Source organism: Polaromonas sp., from assembly GCF_030680935.1.
In the GTDB taxonomy this organism is placed as follows: Bacteria; Pseudomonadota; Gammaproteobacteria; order Burkholderiales; family Burkholderiaceae_C; genus Polaromonas.
This window is the reverse complement of the sequence record NZ_JAUXUP010000022.1, coordinates 23,277-47,266: the sequence shown is the minus strand read 5'-3', so window position 1 is coordinate 47,266 and position 23,990 is coordinate 23,277. Positions and strand designations below refer to the sequence as shown.

Sequence of the window (23,990 nt, the reverse complement as noted above, 5' to 3'; positions counted from 1 at the left end):
CATACTGGGGCACCGATTTGAACTGGTTTCGACCGTAGCGCGGCTTGATCTTGTCCCCGCACAGGGGTGCGCTACCCACCGGAGAGCCAACATGGCCTCAGTCGAAAACCACCTGATAGAACTCCTCCCCCGCAGCGACCGCAAACGCTTGCTGGCCGCCTGCAAGCCGGTGCAATTGGTACTGTCAGACGTCTTGTGCGAACCTGACAAACCCACCGCCCATGTTTACTTCCCTACTGATGGATTTATTTCGCTGGTGACCCTGGTCGAGGGCAGCCCCGGTGTGGAAGTCGGCATGGTCGGGCGCGAAGGCATGCTGGGCGCACAGTTGACCCTGGGGGTGCTGGATGCGCCTTGGCGCGCGCTGGTGCAGGGCCAGGGCTCGGCCTGGCGCATGAGTGCCGCTGCCTTCAAACGCGAGCTGGCGCAAAGCCCGGCGCTGCAACGCGGCATCAAACACTATTTATACGTGCTGATGGCTCAGGCAGCCGGTTCTGCCGGTTGCCTGCGTTTTCACCTGATCGGGCAGCGCCTGGCGCGTTGGCTACTCATGAGCCAGGACCGCGCCCATTCAGACAGCTTTCATGTGACGCATGAGTTTTTGGCCTATATGCTGGGCATGCGCCGCGTGGGTGTCACCGCTGCCGCCAGTGCCATGCAAAAGGAAGGCCTGATCGAGTACCACCGCGGCGAGCTCAAGGTGCTGGACCGGGCTGGTCTGGAGGCAGCGGCCTGCGGCTGTTATGCCGCCGACCGGCACACCTATGCGCAGTTGCTGGGCTGAGGCAACACCCCAAAGCATGCAGGTTGTTGCAGCGTACCAACACCTCCTTGTCTGTAACAGGTGTTTAGCACCCCGTAGTGGGCAACACGGGCCACGCCAGAGGCCTCAGAAACGGTTTCTATGTGCGCTATCGCACCGACGATCATCACCGCTCGGCTTACAACGGAGGCATCACACCACACGCTACCATGTCTTCAGCCATGCAAGCCAAACCCAACGGTCAGGATTCCGCTTCGAACCTGCTGCTTGTAAGTAGCGCGCCAAACTTGCCGGTAGAAGGAGGCGATCACCGCCTGGCCATTGACCCGGTAGACTGGGACGTCCTGTTTGACGCGGTGTCAGCCAGGCTGTGCCACGCCGTCGGTGACGACCTGCACCACCCGCCAGATGTGCCCGCCTGTTCTGCCGCCCTGACCGCCAGCCTGATCCAGGCCGTGGTGCTCGATTGTGTGGGTGCGCTGGATCAACTGCATGTGGCCCTGAAGTACGAGCGCAGCCAGCGTCTGACACCCTGACGCGCTGCAACGGAAGCGCATGCGTGTGATACGCGTGTTACTTTCGTTCGATGCCCCCTGTCGCACTTACCACGCCTGCGTCTGACGCGGCCACCATTCCGGCCAGCCTGCTGACCCTGCTGCAACGCGCAGCTGGTGCGGGCACCTGGTCGTTCAGCCTGCCCGCGCACCAACTGAGCTGGACCCAGCCCCTGGCCGACCTGCTGCAAGGCGGCAGCGAGGCAACGCCGCCATGGCGGCAGCCCCTTGATTTTTTTGCCCCCGAGTCGCGCGACCGCATGGCCATCGTGCTGCAGGCCTGCACCCACGGCACGGCGTTTGATGAAGAGGCCCAGGCCATCACCGCACAAGGCCAGCGCCTATGGGTTCGCGCGCTGGGCGAGGCGGTGCGTGATGCCGCGGGCGCGCTGGTGCAGATGTCAGGCGTCATCAAAAACCTGAGCACCGAAAAACGCGCCCAGCAGGAAACCCTGAGCCTGACCATGCGGCTGGCCACCACGCTGGCCAGCATGACCGACGCCTTTGCCACGCTGGACCGCGAGGCCCGCCTGACCTATGTCAACCCGGAGGCGGAACGTTTGCTGCGTCGCCCGAGCACTGCGCTGCTGGGGCAAACGCTATGGGAAGTGCTGGAGGGTAGTGAGGCCGGGCGCTTGCGTCAGGACCTGATGACCGCCCTGGGCAGCGCGCAATACATGGAATGTGAGGCTTTTTATGCCGCGCCGGGGCGCTGGCTGGAGCTGCGCGCCCACCCGTTTGATGAGGGGCTGGCGCTGTACCTGCGCGACGTCAGCGACAGACGCCAATCGCAAGAGGAACTGCTGCTGCTGCAAACCAGCATTTCACGCCTGAACGACATTGTGCTGATCACCGAAGCCGGCCCGATCGATGCGCCCGGCCCGCGGATTGTGTTTGTCAATGATGCATTCGAGCGGCAAACCGGCTACAGCCGCGCCGAGGTGCTGGGCCAGACGCCACGCCTGCTGCAGGGCCAGCGCACACAGCGCGCCGAACTGGACCGCATCCGCCAGGCGCTGAGCAATACGCAGCCAGTGCGCGCCGAACTGATCAACTACAAAAAAAACGGCGAGCAGTTCTGGCTGGAGCTGGAAATTGTGCCGGTGGACTATTTCAGCCGGGGTCTCACGCACTGGGTCGCGGTGGCGCGCGACATCACCGAGCGCAAGGCCGCAGAAGATGAAATTGAACACCTCGCCTTCTACGACGCGCTGACCCAGCTGCCCAATCGCCAGATGCTGATGAACAGCCTGCGCCTGGCACTGTCGCACACGGGAAGCCCCGACAGGACGGGGGCGCTGATGTTTATTGACCTGGACAATTTCAAGGTACTCAACGACACACGCGGCCATGCCACAGGCGATTTGCTGCTGCAAAAAGTGGCCAGCCGGCTGAACGCCTGCGTGCGGCTGCGCGACACGGTGGCGCGGCTCGGCGGCGACGAGTTTGTGGTGTTGCTGGAAAACCTGGGCGACGACCCGCAGGTGGCTGGTGCCAAAGCCAAACTCGTGGCGCAGAAAATTCTGAGCACCTTGTGCGAACCCTACGACCTGGCCGGCATCGACTACGACGGAACTTGCAGCATTGGCATTACCCTCATCAGCCAGCACCAGCAAAGCGTGGGCGAGCTGCTCAAGCAAGCCGACTTGGCGATGTACCAGGCCAAGGCCGATGGGCGCAACGCGATCTGCTTTTTTGACCCCGGCATGCAGGCCATAGCGACGGCCAATGCAGCCCTCACCAGCGAGCTGCGGCAAGGCCTGCGCCACCATGAGTTTGTGCTGCACTACCAGCCACAAGTCGGGCGCCAAGGGCATATGGTCGGCGCGGAAGCCCTGGTGCGCTGGCGGCACCCGAAGCGCGGGCTGGTGTTTCCCGACCTATTCATCGCGCAGGCCGAAGAAAGCGGGCTGATTCTGCCGCTGGGCCAGTGGGTGATGGAAACCGCCTGCACCCAGCTGGCGGAGTGGGCAAAACGCTCCGAGACCGAAAAGCTCTCGATTGCCATCAATGTCAGCGTGCGCCAGTTTCGCCAACCCGAGTTTGTGGAGCTGGTCATGGGGTGTATCAAGCAGGCCGGTATTCGCGCAGAGCGGCTCAAGCTGGAGCTGACCGAAAGCCTGTTGGCAGACCACATGGATGTGACGATAGCGAAGATGGGCATACTGAAAGAGGCCGGCGTGACCTTGTCGATCGACGACTTTGGCATCGGTTATTCAGCCCTGTCGTACTTGAAACACCTGCCGCTGGATCAGCTCAAAATCGACCGCAGCTTTGTCAAGGACGTGCTGACCGACCCCAACGACGCGGCCATTGCACGCACCATCATTGGCCTGGCGCAAAGCCTGGGCCTGGGTGTGATGGCCGAAGGCGTGGAGACCGAAGCACAACGCGACTTTCTGGCACGCCACGGCTGCCACTGCTACCAGGGCTACCTGTTTTGCAAACCGCTGCCGATTGATGAGCTGGAGGTTTTCATACAGGGCTTGCCGCAGAAGTCGACCTGAGAAGGCACGGGGATCGGCGAATACTTGCTATTCATTTAGCAGCTGCTTGCGCAAGCTGCGCATGGGCTGGAGGCCGATTTGATCAAACATTTCGGCTGCACGGCGCCGCAACTGCGGCGCGGGCGTCAACTCTGCGTTGACGGCACGCCCAGCTTGAGCCCCAGCGCCTTGATGACTTTCATCACCGTTGCAAACTCCGGATTGCCCTCGGGCGACAGGGCCTTGTACAGCCCCTCACGCGCCAGGCCGGTGTCGCGGGCCAGCTGGCTCATGCCGCGCGCGCGGGCGATGGAGCCAAGCGCCCTGCGAATCAGGCTGCCGTCACCGGGGTCTTCCTGAAGGCAAAGTTCAAAATAGAGCTCAATGTCTTCTTCCGTCTTGAGGTAATCGGCGCTGTCCCAACGCGAGAACTTTTCAGCAAGCAGTTTTTCAGCCATCACTCAATCCTTCCAGTCTTTTGCCATTGCAATGGCAGCTTCAATGTCGGCGTCCTGTGAGCGTTTGTCACCGCCGACCAGAAGCACGATGACCAGCGGTCCACGCCGCGTGAAATAAACCCTGTATCCGGGGCCGTGATCAATACGCAGCTCTGCAATACCTTCCCGCACAGGCTTGAAATCACCCGGATTTCCGCTGGCCAACCTGTCGATCCGCACCAAAACACGAATACGCGCCGTCCGGTCTTTCAGCCCAAGCAGCCAGCGCTCGAAGATTTCTGTTTTGATGATTTCAAGCATGGCGATTGTAACCCATGGTTTACAGGTTGTCAGCTGATACGCAACCGATTTCAAGCGGCTCTGGAGCGCTCCAGATTCAGCGCCAGCAGCCGCTTGAGGATTTCCTCATCTGGCATCTCGGGCGTGTAGTCCGCCCAGCCGTAGGCGGCGGCCACTGCGGTGTCGAGTTCTTTGTGCGCCGCGTCCAGCCAGACCGGGCGCTGGTTGTAGAGCTTGGTCAGCGTGCGCTCGGCCAGGTCTTTCTCGTGCCCGTCTTTGGGCAGGATGCGGTCCGGATAGGGGCTGGCCGTCATGCCCAGCGGAATCACCTCGGGCACACGCTGCGTCCACTCGGGCGGGTTCAGCCAGACCTCGCGCAGGTCGGTCAGGCGTTTGGCGGCGCGGGCGATGGCTTCTGCTGCTGCGCGAGTTGCTACTAAATTTATAGCTGCTTGCGCACGTTCCGTATGGGCTAGAGGCCGATTTGATTCTGAAAGCCCGGCGGGAATCAGCGCACCGCCTGTTATCGCTTCGGTTTGCTGATGCGCCGTGTCGGCAGGGGTCAGGCCTTGGGGGAAGGGGAAGGTTTCGAAGCAGGTGGTGGGGGTGTAGCGCGGGTCGTTACCGACGCCCAGCCAAGTGCCCATGCGCAGCGACCAGAGTTCGTGGAAGCGGCTGTGCAGGATGCCAAACGCTACATCATCAGGGATTGTGATGGCCACAGTCGCTGTGTCAGGCAGATTGGCGGCTGGTTGCCAAACGAATAGCCGATGCTTCGCAACGCGCGGCGTGTTGATATAGCGCGGCACCTTCGCAATTGCGGCTCGGAACTGTTCACCGTTACGGCCAAAGCGCCACCAAAAGGTTCGGCGAATGTGGTCATTATTTTTTTCACGTACTGGCTTCACGTATTGCAATACGTGAGCAAAAGGCTGCTCGTACAAAGCTGCATCTTCAACGGACATGGAAGCCCCGAAGTCAATCACCCACCCGTCGCGCCGTCTGCGTGTAATGTCAATTCCGTTGATCAAAGGCCGCAAAATTTCTGCGTTTGAGCGGCCATGAGGATTGGGCACCGCCATCCAGCGACGCGCGATTTGCCCACCAATATCGAGGTCTCCGTCTTTACGCAAACCCTCGAACACGAAACCTGCATTTTCCGGCAAGGTTCGAGCCAAGGTCAGGTCTATGCTGTCAGTGTTCTGTGATTGCGGTGTCAAATCAGCATGGATTCCGGCGACCGTGCTGCCATCCAGTTTTGCAGAGGATGAATGTCCAAAACATATGAGAGACACCCTCACCGCCGCACCGTCGTTAACCCAGCCCTCGTCGCTCCATGCCTCAAAGATTCGTGATGATCCCGCGATCGCCCCGAGAACTTTGCGATTTGAGCCCCCGCGAATGGAATTGGTGGCCACCAGACCCGCCGCACCCAAGCCTGCTTCACTTATTTGCTTGAGAGACTTGTCAAACCAGTAGCACACCAGATCTGCTCCTGCGGGAATGCGCCCGGAGAAAACAGTGTCCAAAGCCTCAAAGTAAGCATCGCCCAACTCACGCCGCTTCTTGCTGCCGCCCAAAAACGGCGGGTTGCCAATCACCACACTCGCCTTCGGCCAATCGGCTTCGTGAGCCTTGCCCTCAGCATCAAAGCTCAAGAGCGCATCGCGGCACTCAATATGGTCCAGCGGGTCCAGCACCGGATTGGTCTTGAACTCGTAGCCGTGTTGCAACCGCCATTGCAGCTCGCCTATCCACACGGTCACGCGCGCCAGCTCGGCGGCGTATTCGTTCAGCTCAATACCCAGCATGTTGTGCGGGCCGGTGACCAGATCGGCCTCTCGGTCCAGGCCCAGGGTGGCGGCTTCGAGGTGGCTTTTGTGCTCAATGTCTTTCAGTGCCTTCAGGCCCAGAAACAAAAAGTTGCCGCTGCCGCAGGCGGGGTCGAGCACGCGGTAGTTTTCAAGCTGGTCCAGCCAGCCCACAAAGTGTGTCAGCGCGGCTTTGTAACTGGCGTCGCCCTTCTTTCTGCTTTTGGCCAGCAGCCCTTTGATGACCAGCGCAGTTTGCTCCCAAATCTGTAGCAAAGGCCGCTGCAACACGGGCTCCACAATACGCATGATGGTGGCCGGATCGGTGTAGTGAGCGCCCAGCTGGCTGCGTTTGGCCGGGTCCAGCCCGCGCTCAAACAGGGTGCCAAAGATGGACACATCAATCGCGCTCCAGTTCAGCGCGGCTGCGTTGCGCAGCTCGGTCATGTCGAGCACGGTAAGCGCGGGCACCTTGATTTTTCTGAACAGGCCGCCGTTGAACCACGGAATGTCGTCGTTGCCGTACAGGCCGCCTTCGCGCATGACGGTGAAGAGGTTGTGCAAGCCGGTGGTGAGTTTGTCGCTGGTGAGTTTGCGGTTGTTGACCAGGCCCTCAAACATGCGTCCGGGCAGCAGGCCCACGTCTTCGGCAAAAAAGCAGAACAGGCACTGGGTGAGGAAGTGCGCCACTTCGTCGGCATGCTGCTGGGCTTGCTGCGGCTGCGTGTCTTTGGCGGGGCCGCGCTTGCGCAGGCCGTCGGCCAGCGTGGCAAAACTTTTAGCGGCGGCTTCGGTAATGTCGCGGCTGGTTTTCTTGGGCCTGAAACTCTCGGGGTCGGTCCAGATTCGGCGCAGCAGAACCAGTTTTTCGGGCTGGTCAAGCTCGGCCAGCGCGATGTTGAAGGTTTCGGTTGGGTGGCCGGTGAACTGGGTTTGAATACGGATGGTCAGGCGGTCACACACCACCAGAATGGGTGGGTTGCTGAGCGCGCTGCTGTAGCGCAGCAGTTGCGTCAGTGCGTCGTTCAGGTTTTTGCCGGGGGCCTTGTTCTCCCATGCAAACGCGCCGCGCTTGAAGACATCGGCATAACCAGTGCGCCCGCCTACGACGGTGTTTTTTTCTTCAAACAGGTAACCCGCTTCGGTGCCGGGCCTGGGCACGCCCAGCAGGTCACACAGATCAATGAAGTGGCTTTGCGCACCCTGCTCTTCGTTGAGGTGAAAGGCCGGCCCGCCGGGGCCCCATTTGGTGATGAAGGTTTGGGGGGTCATGGTTTTTTAATAGCCCCGCAACAGCATGTCTAACGCGGTTTCAATATCAAGTCCGCGCGCCTGGGCAGACGCGATGATGTCACGCAATTCATTGACATAAAAAACGCTGATGCCCAAGGGATGCAGGCGCAAGGTTTCACCGGCCACCTCAATGGTTGGGTTAAAGCGTTCCGTCAACCCGGGCACCGCCTGTGGGCGAGCCAAGGGCACGCATACCCGTTCTGTGAACTGATAAAGCAGATCGCTTTGTATCTGGAGCACAAAAGGGAACTCGGGACGGTCTTCAGTAATAGGGTTGGGATAGATGTCGAAGCGGGCCATGAATGTGAACGGACAGGTTTGAAGCGAAGCGCAGTCACCGACAGGTCAGGTCTGTGATCAGGTGGGCTGGCCCGCTTGCGATTGCCGCCAGCGTCGTACACGCTGGGCATAAGGCTCACGCGTACTGGCCCAGGCGTTGTACTCCGCAATCTCGGCAGCGTGGTCGGCTACCCACTTCTGATTTTCTGCACCGGCGACCGGAGCTGGCTGGGCACGGACAGGCGACTTGACCTCATAAGCAGCCGTGTCTTCCCGCACCTGTGGATCAGCAGGCACAACCTTGACCGGCAGCAGTTCAACCCGACCGTCCTGGTGAAAGACAGCGTCATACAGTTGCCCCGCAAACTTCTTACCCAGCGATATCTGGCCGCTGGCACCCACTTCTTTAAGCATCGTGTGTCCTTAATGACTTTGGTTAATGTTGGCCGCGGCCTGCTTTTTGCGCCACTCATAAATGCGCCAGCCCATGCTACCGATCGCTTCATAGTGCTTGTTCATGCTGTCGATGGCGCCCTGATTTTCAGACTCCCACTGGCGGGCCATGCGTTCTGTCTCTTCCGGACTGCGCTCCAGCGCCGCCTTGCGCGCTGCCAGCCGCTCGGGCGTAAGCCAGCCGTCGCCCACGCGGTAGGTACCTACTTCTTTCAGCATGGCAGCTCCTTCAGAATATTCATGCCATCATGCCGCATGAAATAAGCAGGGTCAACCGGGCGATGGAAAATCCCGCCGCCGTCAATCACTCGGGGCCGCTGGGCCACAATGCCTGCATGCCACACACACCGCTTGTAGAACTGACCCGCGCCGGCACGCTGGAGTGCCAGCATGTGGGCTCCATCGCTGTTGTCAACACCCAGGGCCGCCTGGTGGCCAGCGCGGGTGACCCGCACTGGATGACGTTCACCCGCTCTACCCTGAAGGCGCTGCAGGCCCTGCCTTTTGTCGAGGCGGGCGGCCCGGCGCAGTTTGGCTTCAGTACCGGCCAGGTGGCGCTGCTGTGCGCCAGCCACAACGGTGAGGACATGCATGCGGCGGCGGCGCAAGGCATGCTGGACAAAGCCGGACTGACCTACAAGGCGCTGCGCTGCGGCTGCCACGTGCCGGGGCTGTTCACGCTGCTGGACCAGCCACCGCCGCCGGATCTGGTGTTTGACGAGCGGCACAACAACTGCAGTGGCAAACATGCCGGTTTTCTGGCCTATTGCGTGCAACACAGGCTGAGCCTGGACGACTACATTGCGCCAGACCACCCCCTGCAACAGGCGATACGCCGCGACGTGGCGCGCGCAGTCGGCATGGACGCGCAAGACATGGTGGCAGGCATAGACGGTTGCTCGGCCCCCAACTACGCCATGCCGCTGGCCAAGCTGGCCCTGGGCTACGCGCGCCTGGCCAGTGGCGCGCGCGACAGCGAGTTTGGCGCAAGCTTTGCGGTGCTGGGCGAAGCCATGACCGCGCACCCCGAGCTGGTGTCCGGTACCGGCCGCAACGACCTGGCCTTCATGCGTGCCGGGCGCGGCGACTGGGTCACAAAAATAGGCGCCGACGGTGTGCAAGTGGTCGGCAGCAAAAGCCGGGGCGAAGCGCTGGCGCTGAAGGTCATGGACGGCAACAAACAGGCGCTGTACGCCGCCACAGTCGAGGCGCTGGACCAGCTGGGCTGGCTGGACGATGACCAGCGCGCCGAGCTGGAGCCCTGGCGCGCCCGGCCCATCATCAATGCGCGCGGCTTGCTAGTGGGTGACCGGCGGCCAGCGTTCAGCCTGAAGGCCGGGGGCTGAGGCAAGAGCGCATCAATGCCCGCCGGCCAGCAAAGTCGCATTGCCGCCCGCCGCCGTGGTGTTGACGGTCACGGTCTGCTCCGCGCAAAAGCGGTACAGGTAGTGCGGCCCACCGGCTTTGGGGCCGGTGCCGCTCAAGCCCTCGCCGCCGAATGGCTGCACCCCCACCACCGCACCAATCATGTTGCGGTTGATGTAGATGTTGCCCACATGCGCGGCCGTAGCCAGGGCCTGGGCGCGTGAGTCGATGCGGGTCTGGATGCCCAATGTGAGGCCGTAGCCGAGGGCATTGATCTGGGCGATCACGGCTGCCGGGTCGCCGCGCCAGCGCACGATTTGCAGCACCGGGCCGAAAATTTCGTCTTTGACTTCGGCCAGGGTGGCGACCTCAAAGGCCGCAGGGTAGATCAGATTTGCTATTGAATCAGGAGCTGCTTGCGCAGGCGGAACAATGGCTGGAAGCACTTTTGAGCTTGAACCCAAACGCTGCAGGTGGCGCTGGATGTTGTCAAAGGCCTCGCGGTCTATCACCGGGCCGACGTCGGTGGCCAGCTCAGCCGGGTCGCCCACTTTCAGCTCCTGCACCGCGCCCTGAATCATTTCAATCACCTTGTCGGCAATGCCCTCATGCAGGCACAGCAGACGCAGGGCCGAGCAGCGCTGGCCGGCAGAACGAAAAGCGCTTTGCACCACGGCATCGACCACTTGCTCGGGCAATGCACTGCTGTCCACCAGCATGGCATTGATGCCGCCGGTCTCGGCGATCAGCGGGGTGATGGGGCCGTCTTTGGCGGCCAGGGCGCGATTGATGATTTTGGCGACCTGGGTGGAGCCGGTGAACACCACCCCGGCCACACCCGGCGCCGCCACCAGCGCGGCACCCACGGTTTCGCCGGGGCCGTGCAGCAGTTGCAGCGCGCCTTCGGGCACACCTGCAGCATGCAAAAGCTTGACCGCTTCCCAGGCCACGCCGGGCGTCTGCTCGGCCGGTTTGGCCAACACGGTGTTGCCGGTGGCCAGCGCCGCGGCGACCTGGCCGACAAAAATGGCCAGCGGAAAATTCCACGGGCTGATGCAGACCCAGGGGCCGCGCGCGGTCAGGCGCAGGGTGTTGGTTTCGCCCGTGACGCCGTGTGTCACGCCCTGGCTTTGGCCGGGCATCGCGATGGGCTGCATGATGCGCTCGGCCTCGTTGGCGTAGTAGCGCAAAAAGTCAATCGCCTCGCGTACCTCGCTGACCGCATCGCCCCAGGTCTTGAAAGCCTCTTTGACCAGCAGTGCGCAAAAGCGCGGCATCTGCTGCTGCAGCGTATCCGCCGCGCGGCGCAAGATGGCGGCGCGTTCAGCCACCTCTGACTTGCTCCACTTTTGATAGCTGCTTGCGCTTATGGATAAAGGGCCAGAGGCCAATTTGGCATCAAACTCCGGTACCACCGGCACTTGTGTGCTGGCCAGTGCGGCCAGCAGCGGAGCGCGCATGGTTTGCACCGTCAGATCCAGCCCTTCGCTGTTGGCGCGCGTCTGGCCATACAGCTCGGGCGGCAGCGGCAATGAAGGCTGCGGCGCCAGGCGCAGCGGCGACGTCAGCAACACATCCATACCGACCGACTCGTCGGCGAGCTGGTGCACAAAGGAGGAGTTGGCGCCGTTCTCCAGCAGGCGGCGCACCAGGTAGGCCAGCAGGTCGCGGTGCGCGCCTACCGGCGCGTACACACGGCAGCTGATCTGCGGATTTTTCAGTATCTCGCGGAAGATACCTTCGCCCATGCCGTGCAGCCGCTGCAACTCGAAAGGGACACTATCGCGCGCGGCCATCTGAATGATCGCGGCGATGGTTCCTGCGTTATGCCCCGCAAACTGCGGGTAAATCGCATCAGGTGCAGCCAGCAGGGCCTGTGCACAGGCGAGGTAAGACACATCGGTGTGGTGCTTGTGGGTGAACACCGGGTAATGCGGCAAACCCAGCTCTTGCGCCCGCTTGATCTCTGAATCCCAGTAGGCGCCCTTGACCAGGCGGCACATGAAGCGCAGCTGGTATTTGCGCGCCAGCGCAATCACCGCCTGCACCAGCGCCAGCGAGCGGGTCTGGTAAGCCTGCAAGGCCAGGCCGAAGCCCTGCCACTGCGGGTAGTGTTCTGCCACCCGGGCGGCCAGCGCTTCAAACACCTCCAGCGACAGCTCCAGCCGGTCCACCTCTTCGGCGTCAATGGTGAGGTTGATGTTGGCGCGCGCCGCCAGCTCGCACAGCCCCCAGACGCGCGGCACCAGCTCGGCCATCACACGTGTGTGCTGGGCATCTTCGTAACGCGGATGCAGTGCGCTGAGCTTGATGGATATACCATCATTTTGCTCACAAGCCAACGCCACATCTGCGTGAGAAGCTATCGATTTAATAGCGTTTGTATAGCTGGCCAGGTAGGCCTGCGCGTCGGCGTCGGTGCGTGCGCCTTCACCCAGCATGTCGTAGCTGAAGCGCAGGCCAGGCAGGGTCTTTCTGCTGCCATTGGCCTCCTTCATCGCCTCGACTATGTTCTGCCCCAGCACAAACTGCCGGCCCAGCAGCTGCACGGCACGCAAGGTGGCGGCCACCACCGTGCGCGCGCCGAGTTTGCTCATGAGCTTGTTCTGGCCGTCCTCTGGCAGAAACTTTTTGGACAGCCCAATCGCCGACGCCGACAGGCGCGCCATCACGCCGTCGCCGGCTGCATCAAAGTCGGCGCGACCCAGCTGGTCGGCGGTCAGGGCAATCGCCGTCTCGGCGTCGGGTACACGCAGCAGGGCCTCGGCCAGGCGCATCAGGGCCAGGCCCTCAGCGCTGGAAATGGGGTACTCCTTGAGCAGGCTTTCCATGGCCCAGAACGGTGGCGGCTTGTCACGCACCGCCTGCACCCAGGGGTGGGCTGGCAAAACGGCAGCGGCCCAGTCAAGCCCGCCAGCCAGCGCAGCCAGACCGTCAGACACAACAGCGGTCTCGGGCAGGTAGGGAAAAGGCAGCCTGGGTTGATAGCTCATTTTTGAAAAACTCCGCAGATGGTGAATGCTGTGATGTTGGCTTGATTCAAAACGAATTTCACGCTAAATTTGGCTGATTTTTCAGAATATTTCACCAGATATGACCCAAACCCTGACCAACATTGACCGCATTGATTTGAAGATTCTGAATCTTCTGCAGCACGATGGCCGCATCTCCAACCTGAAGCTGGCTGAAAGCGTGGCCCTGTCTGCCACGGCCGTTCTGGCCCGGGTGCAGCGCCTGAGCCGCGATGGTTTCATCCTGGGCTACGAAGCGCGGCTGAACCCGCTGCAGCTGGGTGCCGGCATGATGGTGTTTGTAGAGGTGCTGCTGGACCGCACCACGCCCAACGTGTTTGATGCCTTCAAGGCGGCGGTGCAGGTCTACCCTGAAATCATGGAATGCCACATGGTGGCCGGCGGCTTTGACTACTTGCTCAAGACCCGCATGGCCGACATGCCGGCCTACCGCCACTTTGCCGGCACCGTGTTGTGGCAATTGCCGGGCGTGCGCGAGACCCGCACCTACGCGGTGATGGAAGAGGTGAAAAGTACTACCCGGCTCGCGCTGGGTGTGTAAGCACAGCAACAAAGAGATCTCCGCAGCGCAGCCTTTTTGGCCTGCTTTGGTCAATAGTGCACACCGTGGGGGGCAACCACATTGCCAGCCCCCGGGACTTGGACTACCTTCAGGTCGGGTCATGTTCTGTTTTGCATCCATTCGGCAAGGCAGCCTTTGGCCAAGCCCAGCTCCCTTACCGAAAGAACCCCTGATGAACAAGCACTCCCTCTGGGCCTCCTGCGCCCTGTTTGCCGCCCTGTTCATGGCGACCGCTCCGGCGGCAGCAGAGACCGGCGTCACCGACCGCGAAATTCTGGTGGGGCAATTTGCTGCCCAGACCGGGCCGGCGGCAGAACTTGGCAAACGCATGCAGCTAGGCATGCTGGCGCACTTCAATGCGGTGAATGCGGCCGGCGGCATCAATGGGCGCAGCATCAAATTGGTTTCACGCGACGACGGTTATGAGCCGGAGAAAGCCGCCGCTGCTGTCAAGGCGCTGATTGAGGAAGACAAGGTGTTTGCATTGGTAGGCTCGGTCGGCACGCCCACCACGCTGGCGGCGGTGCCCGCCATCAATGCAGCAGGGATTCCGCTGATTGGGCCCTTCACCGGCGCACAGGCCCTGCGCGAGCCGTTTAACCGCAACCTGTTTCATGTACGCGCCAGTTACTTTGACGAAACCGAACGCATCGTGCAACACCTGAGCACGCTGGGTATCAAGAAAATTGCGGTGTTCTACCAGAACGACTCTTATGGCAAAGCCGGGCTGGAGGGGGTCACGCGGGCCCTGGCCAAGCGCAATCTCACCGCCGCCGCTGCCGTCACCGTGGAACGCAACTCGATTGATGTGGCCGCCGCCTGGGCAACCCTGCAGACGGCGGCGCCGGAAGCCGTGGTGCAGATCAGCGCCTACAAATCCTGCGCAGCGCTGATCAAGCTGGCTCGTTCCAAGGGTTATGGCGGACAATTTTTCAATGTCAGTTTTGTCGGCTCCACGGCGCTGTCGGCCGAGCTCGGCGACGCCGGCGCAGGCGTGACGATTTCGCAGGTGGTGCCCTTCCCTTACACAGCGTCATCGGCCATCGTGCGCGAGTACCAGCAGCGCATGACGGAAGGCGGCAACAAGGATTTTGACTTTTCCAGCATGGAAGGTTTTCTGGCGGCCAAGGTGTTTGTAGAGGGCGTGCGCCGGGCCGGAAAAACACTGACGCGAGAGAGCCTGGTGACCGGGCTGGAGTCCATGCGCGAGGTCAACCTGGGCGGCTTCCTGGTCAACTATGGGCCCAAAAGCCACGAAGGCTCGCGCTTCACCGACCTCACCATCATTGGGCGAGGCGGGCGCTTCGTGCGATAGGATTTTTTGGAGAACAGATTCATGAACCTACGGCGTACCCCACCGCAGCTCGCTGCCAGCGTGCTGGCGTTGCTCTTGCTGGCAAGCCCGCTTGCCATGGCCCAAAACCTCAAGCCCGGTTTGTGGGAGATCAACAACAAGATGCAATCCGGCTCAGGCCAGCTTGAAAAAGGCATGGCCGAGATGCAAAAACAGATGGCCGCCATGCCGCCCGAGCAACGCAAGATGATGCAGGACATGATGGCCAAGCAGGGGGTTGCTCTAGGCGCGGGTGGGCCTGGCAACATCGTGGCCAAAATCTGCATGACCCAGGACATGATTGACCGCAATGAGCTGCCCGCGCAACAAGGCGACTGCAAGACCAGCACCTCGCCGCGTTCCGGCAACACCATGAAGATGTCTTTTGTCTGCACCCAACCGCCGTCCAGCGGAGAAGGCACGGTGACCTACGTCAGCCCCGAGGCCTACAGCATGAAGATGGTCATGAAAAGCAACGTACAGGGCAAGCCGGAAACCATGACCATGGATGGCGGCGGCAAGTGGATTGCTAGCGACTGCGGGACGGTCAAGCCGATCACCGGCCTCCGAAAATAGCGGTCCCCACACGCACCATGGTGCTGCCAGCATGGATGGCGGCCTCCAGGTCGGCCGTCATGCCCATGGACAAGGTGTCCATCGCCCGGGGCAACACCCCAGCCGCATTGATCTCACCAAAAAGGCCTGCAGCCCTTTTGTGAATTGCGCAAGCAGCTACAAAATCAATAGCAGGCTCGGGGATAGACATGATGCCGCGCAACTGCAGCCGGGGCAGCCGCGCCACTTCTGCGGCCAGCGCCAACGCATCATCCGGGCTCACGCCCGCCTTGTTGGCGCCGCCGTCGATATTGACCTGCAGGCACACCTGCAGCGGGGGCAGATGTTCTGGCCGCTGCTCGCTCAGGCGCTGCGCAATTTTCAGGCGGTCCACCGACTGGACCCAGTCGAAGTGCTCAGCCACCAGCCGCGTCTTGTTGCTCTGGATGGGACCGATGCAGTGCCATTCTGGAGGGATGGAGAGGGGCCCCGCCGAAGGTGGGGAGCGGAACGCGGAGGAATGGCCAGAAGACGACAGCCGAAGGCCATCGGCTTCCCATCTGAGAACCGAGAGAATCTTCTCCACCCCCTCCTGAATGTAGTTCTCTCCAAATGCGGACTGCCCGCCTGAGAGCGCCTCGATGACCGCGTCGGGCCCGAAGGTTTTTGAAACGGCCAACAAGCGAACATCGCCTGGGTCGCGCCCGCAGGCTGCGCAAGCCGCAGCGATGCGCGCATGCACAGCTTGGAGATTGTCAACAATCATGGTCATAATCGAACTGTAAACTTATGAGGAACTCCCGGGATGGACATTACCCAGCTGCTGGCTTTCAGCGTCAAGAACAAGGCGTCGGATCTGCACCTCTCGGCGGGGCTGCCGCCCATGATCCGGGTGCACGGGGATGTACGACGCATCAACGTCGATCCGCTGGACCACAAGCAGGTGCATGGCATGGTGTACGACATCATGAACGACACGCAGCGCAAAAACTACGAGGAGTTTCTGGAGATTGACTTCTCGTTCGAGATTGACGGCTTGGCGCGTTTTCGCGTCAATGCCTTCAACCAGAACCGGGGCGCTGGCGCCGTCTTCCGGACCATCCCCTCGAAGATCCTGACGCTGGAGCAGCTCAACGCGCCGAAGATTTTTGGCGATCTGGCGATGAAGCCGCGCGGCATGGTGCTGGTCACCGGTCCCACCGGCTCGGGCAAATCGACCACCCTGGCAGCCATGGTCAACTTCCTCAACGAAACCGAGTACGGTCACATCCTGACGGTGGAAGACCCGATCGAGTTTGTGCACGAATCGAAAAAATGCCTGATCAACCAGCGTGAGGTCGGCCCGCACACGCTGAGCTTCAGCGCGGCATTGAAGTCCGCACTGCGCGAAGACCCGGACGCCATTCTGGTCGGCGAGATGCGCGACCTGGAAACCATTCGCCTGGCCATGACGGCCGCTGAAACCGGCCACCTGGTGTTTGGCACGCTGCACACCTCCAGCGCGGCCAAAACGATTGACCGGATCATTGACGTGTTTCCGTCCGAAGAAAAGGAAATGATCCGCGCCATGTTGTCCGAGTCGCTGCAGGCCGTGATCTCGCAAACCCTGTGCAAAACCAAAGACGGCCAGGGCCGTGTGGCTGCCCACGAAATCATGCTGGGCACCAGCGCCATCCGTAATTTGATCCGGGAAGCCAAGGTCGCGCAGATGTATTCGTCGATCCAGACCGGCAACAGCGTGGGCATGCAGACCCTGGACCAGAACCTGACCGATCTGGTCAAGCGCAACGTCATTTCCGCCGCTGAAGCGCGCGGCAAAGCGAAAATTCCGGAAAACTTCCCCGGCTAACCAGGACAAGTCATGGAACGCGACCAGGCCAGTAAATTCATCAACGACCTTCTCAAACTGATGGTCAGCCGCAACGGCAGCGATTTGTTCATCACTGCGGATTTTCCGCCGGCCATGAAAGTCGACGGCAAGGTCACCAAGGTGTCGCCGCAGCCACTCAATGCCAGCCACACGCTGGCGCTGGCCCGCGCCATCATGAACGACAAGCAGGCCGCCGAGTTTGAGCGCACGAAAGAGTGCAACTTCGCGATATCGCCGCCCAGTGTCGGTCGCTTCCGCGTCAACGCCTTCATCCAGCAGGGCAAGGTCGGCATGGTGATGCGGGTGATCCCGGCGGTGCTGCCGACGATTGACGGCCTGGGTGTGCCGCAGGTGCTCAAGGAAGTGGTGATGTCCAAGCGTGGCCTGTGCATTCTGGTGGGCGCTACCGGCTCGGGCAAGTCGACCACGCTGGCTGCCATGGTCGATTGGCGCAACGAAAACTCCTACGGCCACATCATCACGATTGAAGACCCGGTGGAGTTTGTGCACCCGCACAAAAATTGCGTGGTAACGCAGCGCGAAGTCGGGCTGGACACTGACAGCTGGGAAGCGGCGCTGAAAAACACCCTGCGCCAGGCACCCGACGTGATTTTGATGGGCGAGGTGCGCGACCGCGAAACCATGGAGCATGCCGTGGCGTTTGCCGAGACGGGCCACCTGTGCCTGTGCACCCTGCACGCCAACAGCGCCAACCAGGCGCTGGACCGCATCATCAACTTCTTCCCGGAAGAGCGCCGCGCTCAGCTGCTGATGGATTTGTCGCTCAACATGAAGGCCATGATCTCGCAGCGCCTGGTGCCCAAGCAGAACAGCAAGGGCCGCGTTGCGGCGGTTGAAATCATGCTGAACACACCGCTGATCTCTGACCTGATCTTCAAGGGCGAGGTCGCCGAGATCAAGGAGATCATGAAGAAAAGCCGCAACCTGGGCATGCAGACTTTTGACCAGGCCCTGTTTGATGCGTTCGAGTCCAACACCATCACCTACGAAGATGCGCTGCGCAATGCCGATTCGGTCAATGACCTGCGCCTGCAGATCAAGCTCAATTCACAGCGCGCCAAGACACAGGACCTGGCGGCCGGTACAGAAAACATGGCCATCATCTAGGGATGCGCTGCCTGACTTCCGCCATGCGCGTTCGGGTCCACAACGGGATGATTTGCTCGCCAACACGCCGCGTCGTGTGCCCGGAGGCACACGCAAGGGGTTTGGTGAGGAAAGCGCCCGCCAGCACAGCCGGTCGGCTGTGCGTGCCGGAATGGCCAACATGGCCCGCAAACGCGACCGCGTTTGCTCGGGTCCGAACCCGAAGGGGCGTGGTTTTGCGGGCGATCCGCTTCGTTACAAAACCAGGCAAGGCGCAAAGCCTTGCCTTGGGTTTTGCGCCTCTCGGCTCATCCCGCAAAAGCCTCGCCGCGCACGGCGCGAGTCAGGCAGCGCATCCCTGGCTACTGCGCGGGCTTGATGCGTCGATGCGCGGTGCTCGCTATCCTTACGTACCCTTCCCTTGGCTGTGTGCTGGGCGCCTCGCCTGAAGCCCGCTTGCTACGCCTCATCGCCCTTCCAACAGCGCCCACATCATGAACAGCACCAACCCCAAAACCTACGAAGCAGCCCCCTCCCGCAAAGTCGCCTTTCTCGGCCTGGGCGTGATGGGCTACCCCATGGCGGGCCACCTGGCGCTGGCCGGCCACCAGGTCACGGTGTACAACCGCACCGCTGCCAAATCAATAGCATGGTGTACTGAATACGCAGGGACCAGCAGCCCAAAACATGCCGCAACGCCGCGTGAGGCAGCGCAGGGCGCCGACATCGTGTTTTGCTGCGTCGGCAACGACGATGATTTGCGCGGGGTCACCCTCGGAAAAGACGGTGCTTTTGCCGGCATGCAGCCGGGCGCCATCTTTGTTGATCACACCACCGCGTCGGCCAACGTGGCCCGCGAGCTGTATGCGGCCGCCCAGGCGCTGAAGCTGCAGTTTGTCGACGCCCCGGTCTCTGGCGGCCAGGCCGGCGCGCAAAACGGCCTGCTGACCGTCATGTGCGGCGGCGATGCGGCGGCGTTTGAGGCCGTCAAGCCGGCCGGCATGGCGTTTTCCAAAGCCTTCACACTGATGGGCGCCAGCGGCGCCGGCCAACTCACCAAAATGGTCAACCAGATTTGTATCGCGGGGCTGGTACAGGGCCTGAGCGAAGCCATCGCCTTTGGGCAAAAGGCCGGACTGGATGTCAACCAGGTGCTGGACGTGATCGGCAAGGGTGCAGCGCAGAGCTGGCAGCTCGACAACCGGGGCAAGACCATGGTGGCCGACAAGTTTGACTTTGGTTTTGCGGTGGACTGGATGCGCAAAGACTTGGGCCTGGTGCTGGACGAAGCCAAAACCAATGGCGCACGTTTGCCGGTTACGGCCTTGGTAGACCAGTTTTACGCCGACGTGCAGGCGATGGGCGGACAGCGCTGGGACACCTCCAGCCTGATCAAACGACTGAAATAAAGCCCCCACGGTCGCTCGCTACGCGTGCTCTCTGCCCCCGGCCGGGGGTTCGCAGCAGGTGTGGTCCACAAAAAAGCCGGTGCATGCACCGGCTTTTTTGCGACGCGGAGGAATCAGCCGCCCGGGGCCCGGGCTGGCGTTGCGGGCTTGGCTGCCCCTGGCATCAGGCTGCGCAGTTCGTCCTCGCTGATGATTTCAAGAATACGCACCACTTTTTGCACACCGCGGGCGCCACGCACAATCTCGGTGGCGCGGTCGGCCTCGCGCTGGGTCACACGCCCCATCAGGTACACCGTACCCCGTTCGGTGACCACCTTGAAGGCATTGGCGTAAATGTCGCGTGAGTCAATCAGCAGTGCCTTGACCTGGCCGGTGACCAGCACGTCGGACGAGCGCTGCACCAGCGTCGGGCTGTTGATGATGTCCAGCGCATTGACCACGCCGGTGACGTTTTCCACCCGCGTGACCACCTGCTCCACCAGTTTTTTATCCTGCTCATTGAGCACCTCGCCGGTGAGCAGCACCTGGCGGTTGTAACTGGTGACGCTGACCCGTGCGCGGCTGCCGATGGCATCGCGCAGCCGGCTCATGGCCCGCAGTTCAATGCCTTCGTCTTCCAGCTGGGCGCCCGAGGTGCGGCGGTCAATGGCGACCAGCGCACCGCCCGCCAACGCGCCGCCCGCCAGCAGAGGGAAACACGCCGTCAAGCTGGTGCCGACCACGGCTGCGGCGCAAACCGCCAGCATCAGACGTTTGAAAACAGATGCTGGTCCTGGCTTTGCTGTCGATGTCATTTAAGAATTCTCCTGGTCGCCAAGTAATTGGGCATCCACGCCATCACAGATGCAGTGAAGGGCCAGCAGATGAACTTCCTGAATACGCGCGGTGCGGTCGTGCGGCACGCAGATATGCACATCGGTCTCGCGCAGCGCTGATGTCATTTTTCCGCCGCCTTTGCCGGTCAGGGCCACCACGGTCATCTCGCGCTCGTGCGCGGCTTCAATCGCCGCCAGCACATTGGCCGAGTTGCCGCTGGTGCTCAGCGCCAGCAGCACGTCACCAGCACCGCCAAGCGCGCGCACCTGCTTGGAAAAAATCACACTGAAATCGTAATCGTTGGCAATTGCAGTGAGGATGGAGCTGTCCGTGGTCAGCGCAATCGCACCGAGCTCGGGCCGCTCGCGCTCAAAACGCCCGACAAACTCGGCGGCGAAATGCTGGGCGTCAGCTGCCGACCCACCGTTGCCGCAGGCCAGCACCTTGCCGCCGCTGGTAACGCTGGCCAAAATCGCCTGCACCGCAGCCGCAATCGGTTTGGAAAGGGTTTGGGCCGCCTGATATTTGAGGTCGGCGCTGTCAATGAAGTGCTGTTCAATGCGTTGTTCAAGCATGGGGCGATGATACCGGGTCGGTTTTTCAAATTAGTGCCCTGGGCCGTTTCGGACGCCCAGGCGCAATGCATGGTTACAAAATGGGGATCAAGTGGCCTTACACAAGCCACTCAGGGACTGTCCTAACCCGCATCAAAAGCGCCGCGCAGCCAATCCACCGCCACGGTCTCTGGCGACTCCAGCGCGCCCTGGACGGTGACAACATCAAAACGGCAGGGCGGCAGGCTGGCAAAGCGCATCAAAAAATGCCGGGCGGCAAAGATGATGCGTCTTTGCTTGACCAGGCTGACACTGGCCGCCGCACCCCCATGCGAGCTGCTCTTGCGGTGCCGCACTTCGACAAAAACCAGGGTGCCGTCCCTGTCGCGCATGACCAGGTCCACCTCACCGCCGCCCCGGCCTGGCGTCCGATAATTGGCCTGTACCAGTTTCATGCCGGCGCGCGCCAGATGGGCCAGCGCCAGGGATTCCGCCGCGTCGCCCAGCCGCTTGGTGGTAATCTGGCCGGGCTGCGCCCCCACGCCGACATCGCTGCCGGTGGGGGTTTCTTTTGCAACCTGTTTTCTGGAAAACCACATTGAACGCTTCCTTCGACCTGGCACTGCCCGCCGCGCGCGCCGCAGCCGGCATGCAGCATTATCCCGAAGCGGCGCTGTATGTGGTGGCCACGCCGATTGGCAATCTGTCGGACATCAGCCTGCGCGCATTGCATGTTTTGCAGCTGGTCCATGCCATTGCCTGTGAAGATACGCGCCACACCCAGACCATGCTGCGCCAGTACGGCATCGACAAACCCCTGCTGGCGGTGCACGAGCACAACGAGGCAGAAGCCGCAGGGCTGGTGATAGAGCGTCTGCAACGCGGTGAACGTGTGGCCTATGTCAGCGACGCCGGCACCCCGGCCGTCAGCGACCCCGGCGCACGCCTGGTGGCAGCCGTGCGCAGCGCCGGCCTGACCATCCTTCCCCTGCCCGGCGCCAGCAGCGTGACGGCCGCACTGAGTGTGGCCGGTGTCAGTGGCGGCCCGGGATTTGTCTTTGCCGGATTTCTGCCGTCCAAGGCCCTTGAACGGGATCAGGCCGTGCAGGCGCTGCAAGCGGACCCGCGTGCCGTCGTCATTCTGGAAGCACCACACCGCATAGAAGCGCTGGCGCGCGCCATGGTGCCGCTGGGGCAGCGCCAGGTCACCATCGGCCGTGAGTTGACCAAACAATTTGAAGAAATCGCTACCGTGGCCGCGCAGGATCTGGCAGCCTGGCTGGCCGCCGGCGGTCAGCGCACACGCGGTGAATTTGCGCTGGTGCTGCATCCGGGTGAAGAGGCGCAAGCCAAGGACGATGGGCATCGGGTATTGCAGTTGCTGCTGGCGGAGCTGCCGCTGAAAACCGCCGTCAAACTGGCCACCGACATCACCGGCGCGCCGCGCAACGAGTTGTACGACGCTGCTTTGCAGCTGAAAAAGTCTGAGTCCGAATCGCCCTGAATTTTAGTTACGCGGGTCCCTGTCATTGCGAAACTCCATGCCGGGATGCGCCCTCTGCACCACCTGGTTGCCGTCGAGGTAAACCCAGTAAAACAGATCCTGCAGGTCATACCAGCGGTAGGTCAGGATGTCGCCCTGCCAGGAAGCGACACGATCCACCATGGCGGGCGGCCCGAATTCGCGCAATACATCGGCGCGGGTCCATTTGCCCGGCTCTATGCGCGCGAAATCCCTGGCGTTGAGGACCTGTCGCACGCTGAGCACCCGCCCTGTTGCATCCAGATCAACCATGACGGCAAATTGTCCGGTGGGCTGGCCGGAATATTGCAGACGCGTGCCCTGAGGGATGGCCACCGCCGCACCGGGCTGGCCCATACGCGCAAGCACGTCTTCGCGCGGCATGCCGGGCGTGACGCCGCCAAAGGGCTGCAGCGCGCAGCCAGTCAACCAGAGCAGGCTGGTGAGCAAAAAAAAGAGGCGGATTATGGGAAGGTACATGGCAGATCCTTGAAGTCGATGTTTGCTGTTTTGTTATACACCGCTGAAGCAAAAGGTCTGACGCATAGACACCAAAACGGTTCCCCGCCAGCGACAATCGGGCGCTTATGGACAAACCCCAAGCCCCCGCCACCGATCGCAATCGCGAGCCCATTCTGGCTGTATTGCAGGCGCTTTTTGCCGACCGGCACGCGGTACTGGAAATCGGCAGCGGCACCGGGCAACACGCGGTTTATTTCGCGCGCGCCATGCCCTGGTTGCGCTGGCAAAGCTCGGACGTCGCCAGCAATCTGCCAGGCATCAGACTCTGGCTGCAAGAGGCAGGACTTGCGAACACGCCCGAACCCAAGCTACTTGATCTGCGCCAGGACTGGCCAGAGCTCGTATTTGACACGGTCTTCAGCGCCAACACCCTGCACATCATGGGCTGGCCGCAAGTGCAGCGCCTGTTTGCTGAGCTCGGTCGGCGCATGCCACCCGCTGGCCTTCTCACGGTGTATGGCCCATTCAACTACGCGGGCCGCTTCACGAGCGACAGCAATGCGGCGTTTGACGCCTCTTTACGCGCCGGCAACCCGTCCAGCGGACTGAGGGACTTTGAAGCGGTAGACGCCCTGGCCAACGAGGCGGGCTTGCGCCTGCTGGAAGACCGCGCCATGCCGGCCAACAACCGGTGCATCACCTGGCGGCGTGGCCCGGCTGACCGTGGCTAAAAAAACGAGGCGGGAGGTTCCGCCATCGTCCGGGGTGCGCAATTGGCTGGTGGTGCGGCTGGCGGGGATCGAACCCACGACCCTTGGCTTCGGAGGCCAATACTCTATCCACTGAGCTACAGCCGCAACGCTGAAAAAACTTCTGCCTGGACTTTGCAGCAGACAAACCCCGACAGAAACCAGCTTTTAAAGCCGCCGCCCTGTGGAGCTGCAACGATTCTATCAGCCGGGCGGGCCTTGACCGGGGTTTACAGGGGCCACAGCTATAATCGAAGGTTGTCGAATATGAGTTGCTT

At 61.8% G+C, this 23,990-nt stretch carries 24 protein-coding genes and 1 tRNA gene; 12 read left to right on the top strand and 13 right to left on the bottom strand.

The genetic code is table 11. The features are described 5' to 3' along the window. Positions 1-91: 91 nt before the first annotated feature. The 3 genes from Q8L50_RS06150 to Q8L50_RS06140 all read left to right on the top strand — a co-directional run bounded on the left by Q8L50_RS06150 (position 92) and on the right by Q8L50_RS06140 (position 3,824). A complete protein-coding gene (locus Q8L50_RS06150; protein ID WP_305347779.1) occupies positions 92-784 on the top strand; it encodes a Crp/Fnr family transcriptional regulator in 693 nt (230 codons plus the stop codon). A 200-nt stretch (positions 785-984) separates the two neighbouring features. Then, positions 985-1,299, top strand: a complete 315-nt coding sequence (locus tag Q8L50_RS06145) for a hypothetical protein (protein WP_305347778.1) — start codon at positions 985-987, stop codon at positions 1,297-1,299. A 50-nt stretch (positions 1,300-1,349) separates the two neighbouring features. Beyond that, entirely contained in the window at positions 1,350-3,824 is a 2,475-nt protein-coding gene (locus tag Q8L50_RS06140) for an EAL domain-containing protein (protein WP_305347777.1), read from the top strand. A 125-nt stretch (positions 3,825-3,949) separates the two neighbouring features. On the opposite strand, the gene Q8L50_RS06135 is transcribed toward Q8L50_RS06140, so the two are convergent. Genes Q8L50_RS06135 through Q8L50_RS06110 form a run of 6 tightly spaced genes read right to left on the bottom strand, consistent with a single transcriptional unit; the run spans position 3,950 to position 8,595 of the window. Beyond that, positions 3,950-4,261, bottom strand: coding sequence for an addiction module antidote protein (locus Q8L50_RS06135; protein WP_305347776.1), 312 nt, complete (start codon positions 4,259-4,261; stop codon positions 3,950-3,952). Between the two features lie 3 nt (positions 4,262-4,264). After that, entirely contained in the window at positions 4,265-4,561 is a 297-nt protein-coding gene (locus Q8L50_RS06130; RefSeq protein ID WP_305347775.1) for a type II toxin-antitoxin system RelE/ParE family toxin, read from the bottom strand. Between the two features lie 50 nt (positions 4,562-4,611). Beyond that, complete coding sequence (locus Q8L50_RS06125; protein WP_305347774.1) at positions 4,612-7,623, bottom strand: DNA methyltransferase; 3,012 nt, start codon at positions 7,621-7,623, stop codon at positions 4,612-4,614. A gap of 6 nt (positions 7,624-7,629) precedes the next feature. Further along, positions 7,630-7,944, bottom strand: coding sequence for a CcdB family protein (locus Q8L50_RS06120; RefSeq protein WP_305347773.1), 315 nt, complete (start codon positions 7,942-7,944; stop codon positions 7,630-7,632). 57 nt (positions 7,945-8,001) lie between these two features. Beyond that, positions 8,002-8,337, bottom strand: coding sequence for a hypothetical protein (locus Q8L50_RS06115; protein ID WP_305347772.1), 336 nt, complete (start codon positions 8,335-8,337; stop codon positions 8,002-8,004). Between the two features lie 9 nt (positions 8,338-8,346). Continuing rightward, positions 8,347-8,595, bottom strand: a complete 249-nt coding sequence (locus Q8L50_RS06110) for a hypothetical protein (RefSeq protein ID WP_305347771.1) — start codon at positions 8,593-8,595, stop codon at positions 8,347-8,349. Between the two features lie 116 nt (positions 8,596-8,711). Here Q8L50_RS06110 and Q8L50_RS06105 point away from each other — a divergent pair, with 116 nt between their 5' ends. Beyond that, positions 8,712-9,722 (top strand): asparaginase, encoded by a 1,011-nt coding sequence (locus Q8L50_RS06105; protein ID WP_305347770.1) that lies wholly within the window; start codon positions 8,712-8,714, stop codon positions 9,720-9,722. 12 nt (positions 9,723-9,734) lie between these two features. Here Q8L50_RS06105 and Q8L50_RS06100 read toward each other — a convergent pair whose 3' ends face one another. Next, on the bottom strand, positions 9,735-12,734 hold the full coding sequence (locus Q8L50_RS06100) for an L-glutamate gamma-semialdehyde dehydrogenase (protein WP_305347769.1): 3,000 nt from the start codon (positions 12,732-12,734) through the stop codon (positions 9,735-9,737). 100 nt (positions 12,735-12,834) lie between these two features. On the opposite strand from Q8L50_RS06100, the gene Q8L50_RS06095 reads away from it, so the two are divergent. The 3 genes from Q8L50_RS06095 to Q8L50_RS06085 all read left to right on the top strand — a co-directional run bounded on the left by Q8L50_RS06095 (position 12,835) and on the right by Q8L50_RS06085 (position 15,244). After that, a complete protein-coding gene (locus Q8L50_RS06095) occupies positions 12,835-13,314 on the top strand; it encodes an Lrp/AsnC ligand binding domain-containing protein (protein WP_305347768.1) in 480 nt (159 codons plus the stop codon). 193 nt (positions 13,315-13,507) lie between these two features. After that, the gene (locus Q8L50_RS06090) at positions 13,508-14,650 is read left to right on the top strand and encodes an ABC transporter substrate-binding protein (protein ID WP_305347767.1); all 1,143 of its coding nucleotides are present in this window, start codon (positions 13,508-13,510) and stop codon (positions 14,648-14,650) included. 21 nt (positions 14,651-14,671) lie between these two features. After that, positions 14,672-15,244 (top strand): DUF3617 domain-containing protein, encoded by a 573-nt coding sequence (locus Q8L50_RS06085; protein WP_305347766.1) that lies wholly within the window; start codon positions 14,672-14,674, stop codon positions 15,242-15,244. On the opposite strand, the gene Q8L50_RS06080 is transcribed toward Q8L50_RS06085, so the two are convergent. After that, entirely contained in the window at positions 15,225-15,995 is a 771-nt protein-coding gene (locus tag Q8L50_RS06080; RefSeq protein ID WP_305347765.1) for a YggS family pyridoxal phosphate-dependent enzyme, read from the bottom strand. The genes Q8L50_RS06085 and Q8L50_RS06080 overlap by 20 nt on opposite strands. Before the next feature lie 33 nt (positions 15,996-16,028). Between Q8L50_RS06080 and Q8L50_RS06075 the strand changes: the two genes are divergently transcribed. From Q8L50_RS06075 to Q8L50_RS06065, 3 genes are all read left to right on the top strand, one after another. Continuing rightward, positions 16,029-17,072, top strand: coding sequence for a type IV pilus twitching motility protein PilT (locus tag Q8L50_RS06075; protein WP_305347764.1), 1,044 nt, complete (start codon positions 16,029-16,031; stop codon positions 17,070-17,072). Positions 17,073-17,084: 12 nt separating this feature from the next. Next, positions 17,085-18,221: a PilT/PilU family type 4a pilus ATPase gene (locus Q8L50_RS06070; RefSeq protein WP_305347763.1), complete on the top strand. Its 1,137-nt coding sequence runs from the start codon at positions 17,085-17,087 to the stop codon at positions 18,219-18,221. A 473-nt stretch (positions 18,222-18,694) separates the two neighbouring features. After that, positions 18,695-19,609, top strand: coding sequence for an NAD(P)-dependent oxidoreductase (locus Q8L50_RS06065; RefSeq protein ID WP_305347762.1), 915 nt, complete (start codon positions 18,695-18,697; stop codon positions 19,607-19,609). Positions 19,610-19,722: 113 nt separating this feature from the next. Here the strand turns inward: Q8L50_RS06065 and Q8L50_RS06060 are convergent, their stop codons facing one another. The 3 genes from Q8L50_RS06060 to Q8L50_RS06050 all read right to left on the bottom strand — a co-directional run bounded on the left by Q8L50_RS06060 (position 19,723) and on the right by Q8L50_RS06050 (position 21,578). Then, entirely contained in the window at positions 19,723-20,403 is a 681-nt protein-coding gene (locus Q8L50_RS06060) for a BON domain-containing protein (protein ID WP_305347761.1), read from the bottom strand. Next, entirely contained in the window at positions 20,404-21,000 is a 597-nt protein-coding gene (locus tag Q8L50_RS06055; protein ID WP_305347760.1) for a phosphoheptose isomerase, read from the bottom strand. Between the two features lie 122 nt (positions 21,001-21,122). Further along, a complete protein-coding gene (locus Q8L50_RS06050; protein ID WP_305347759.1) occupies positions 21,123-21,578 on the bottom strand; it encodes a YraN family protein in 456 nt (151 codons plus the stop codon). A 50-nt stretch (positions 21,579-21,628) separates the two neighbouring features. Between Q8L50_RS06050 and rsmI the strand changes: the two genes are divergently transcribed. Then, entirely contained in the window at positions 21,629-22,483 is an 855-nt protein-coding gene (gene rsmI, locus Q8L50_RS06045) for a 16S rRNA (cytidine(1402)-2'-O)-methyltransferase (protein WP_305347808.1), read from the top strand. Positions 22,484-22,486: 3 nt separating this feature from the next. Here rsmI and Q8L50_RS06040 read toward each other — a convergent pair whose 3' ends face one another. Beyond that, complete coding sequence (locus Q8L50_RS06040) at positions 22,487-22,981, bottom strand: hypothetical protein (RefSeq protein ID WP_305347758.1); 495 nt, start codon at positions 22,979-22,981, stop codon at positions 22,487-22,489. 107 nt (positions 22,982-23,088) lie between these two features. Between Q8L50_RS06040 and Q8L50_RS06035 the strand changes: the two genes are divergently transcribed. After that, positions 23,089-23,694 (top strand): DUF938 domain-containing protein, encoded by a 606-nt coding sequence (locus tag Q8L50_RS06035; protein WP_305347757.1) that lies wholly within the window; start codon positions 23,089-23,091, stop codon positions 23,692-23,694. 50 nt (positions 23,695-23,744) lie between these two features. Here Q8L50_RS06035 and Q8L50_RS06030 read toward each other — a convergent pair. Continuing rightward, a tRNA-Arg gene (locus tag Q8L50_RS06030) sits at positions 23,745-23,820 on the bottom strand. Between the last annotated feature and the right edge of the window lie 170 nt (positions 23,821-23,990).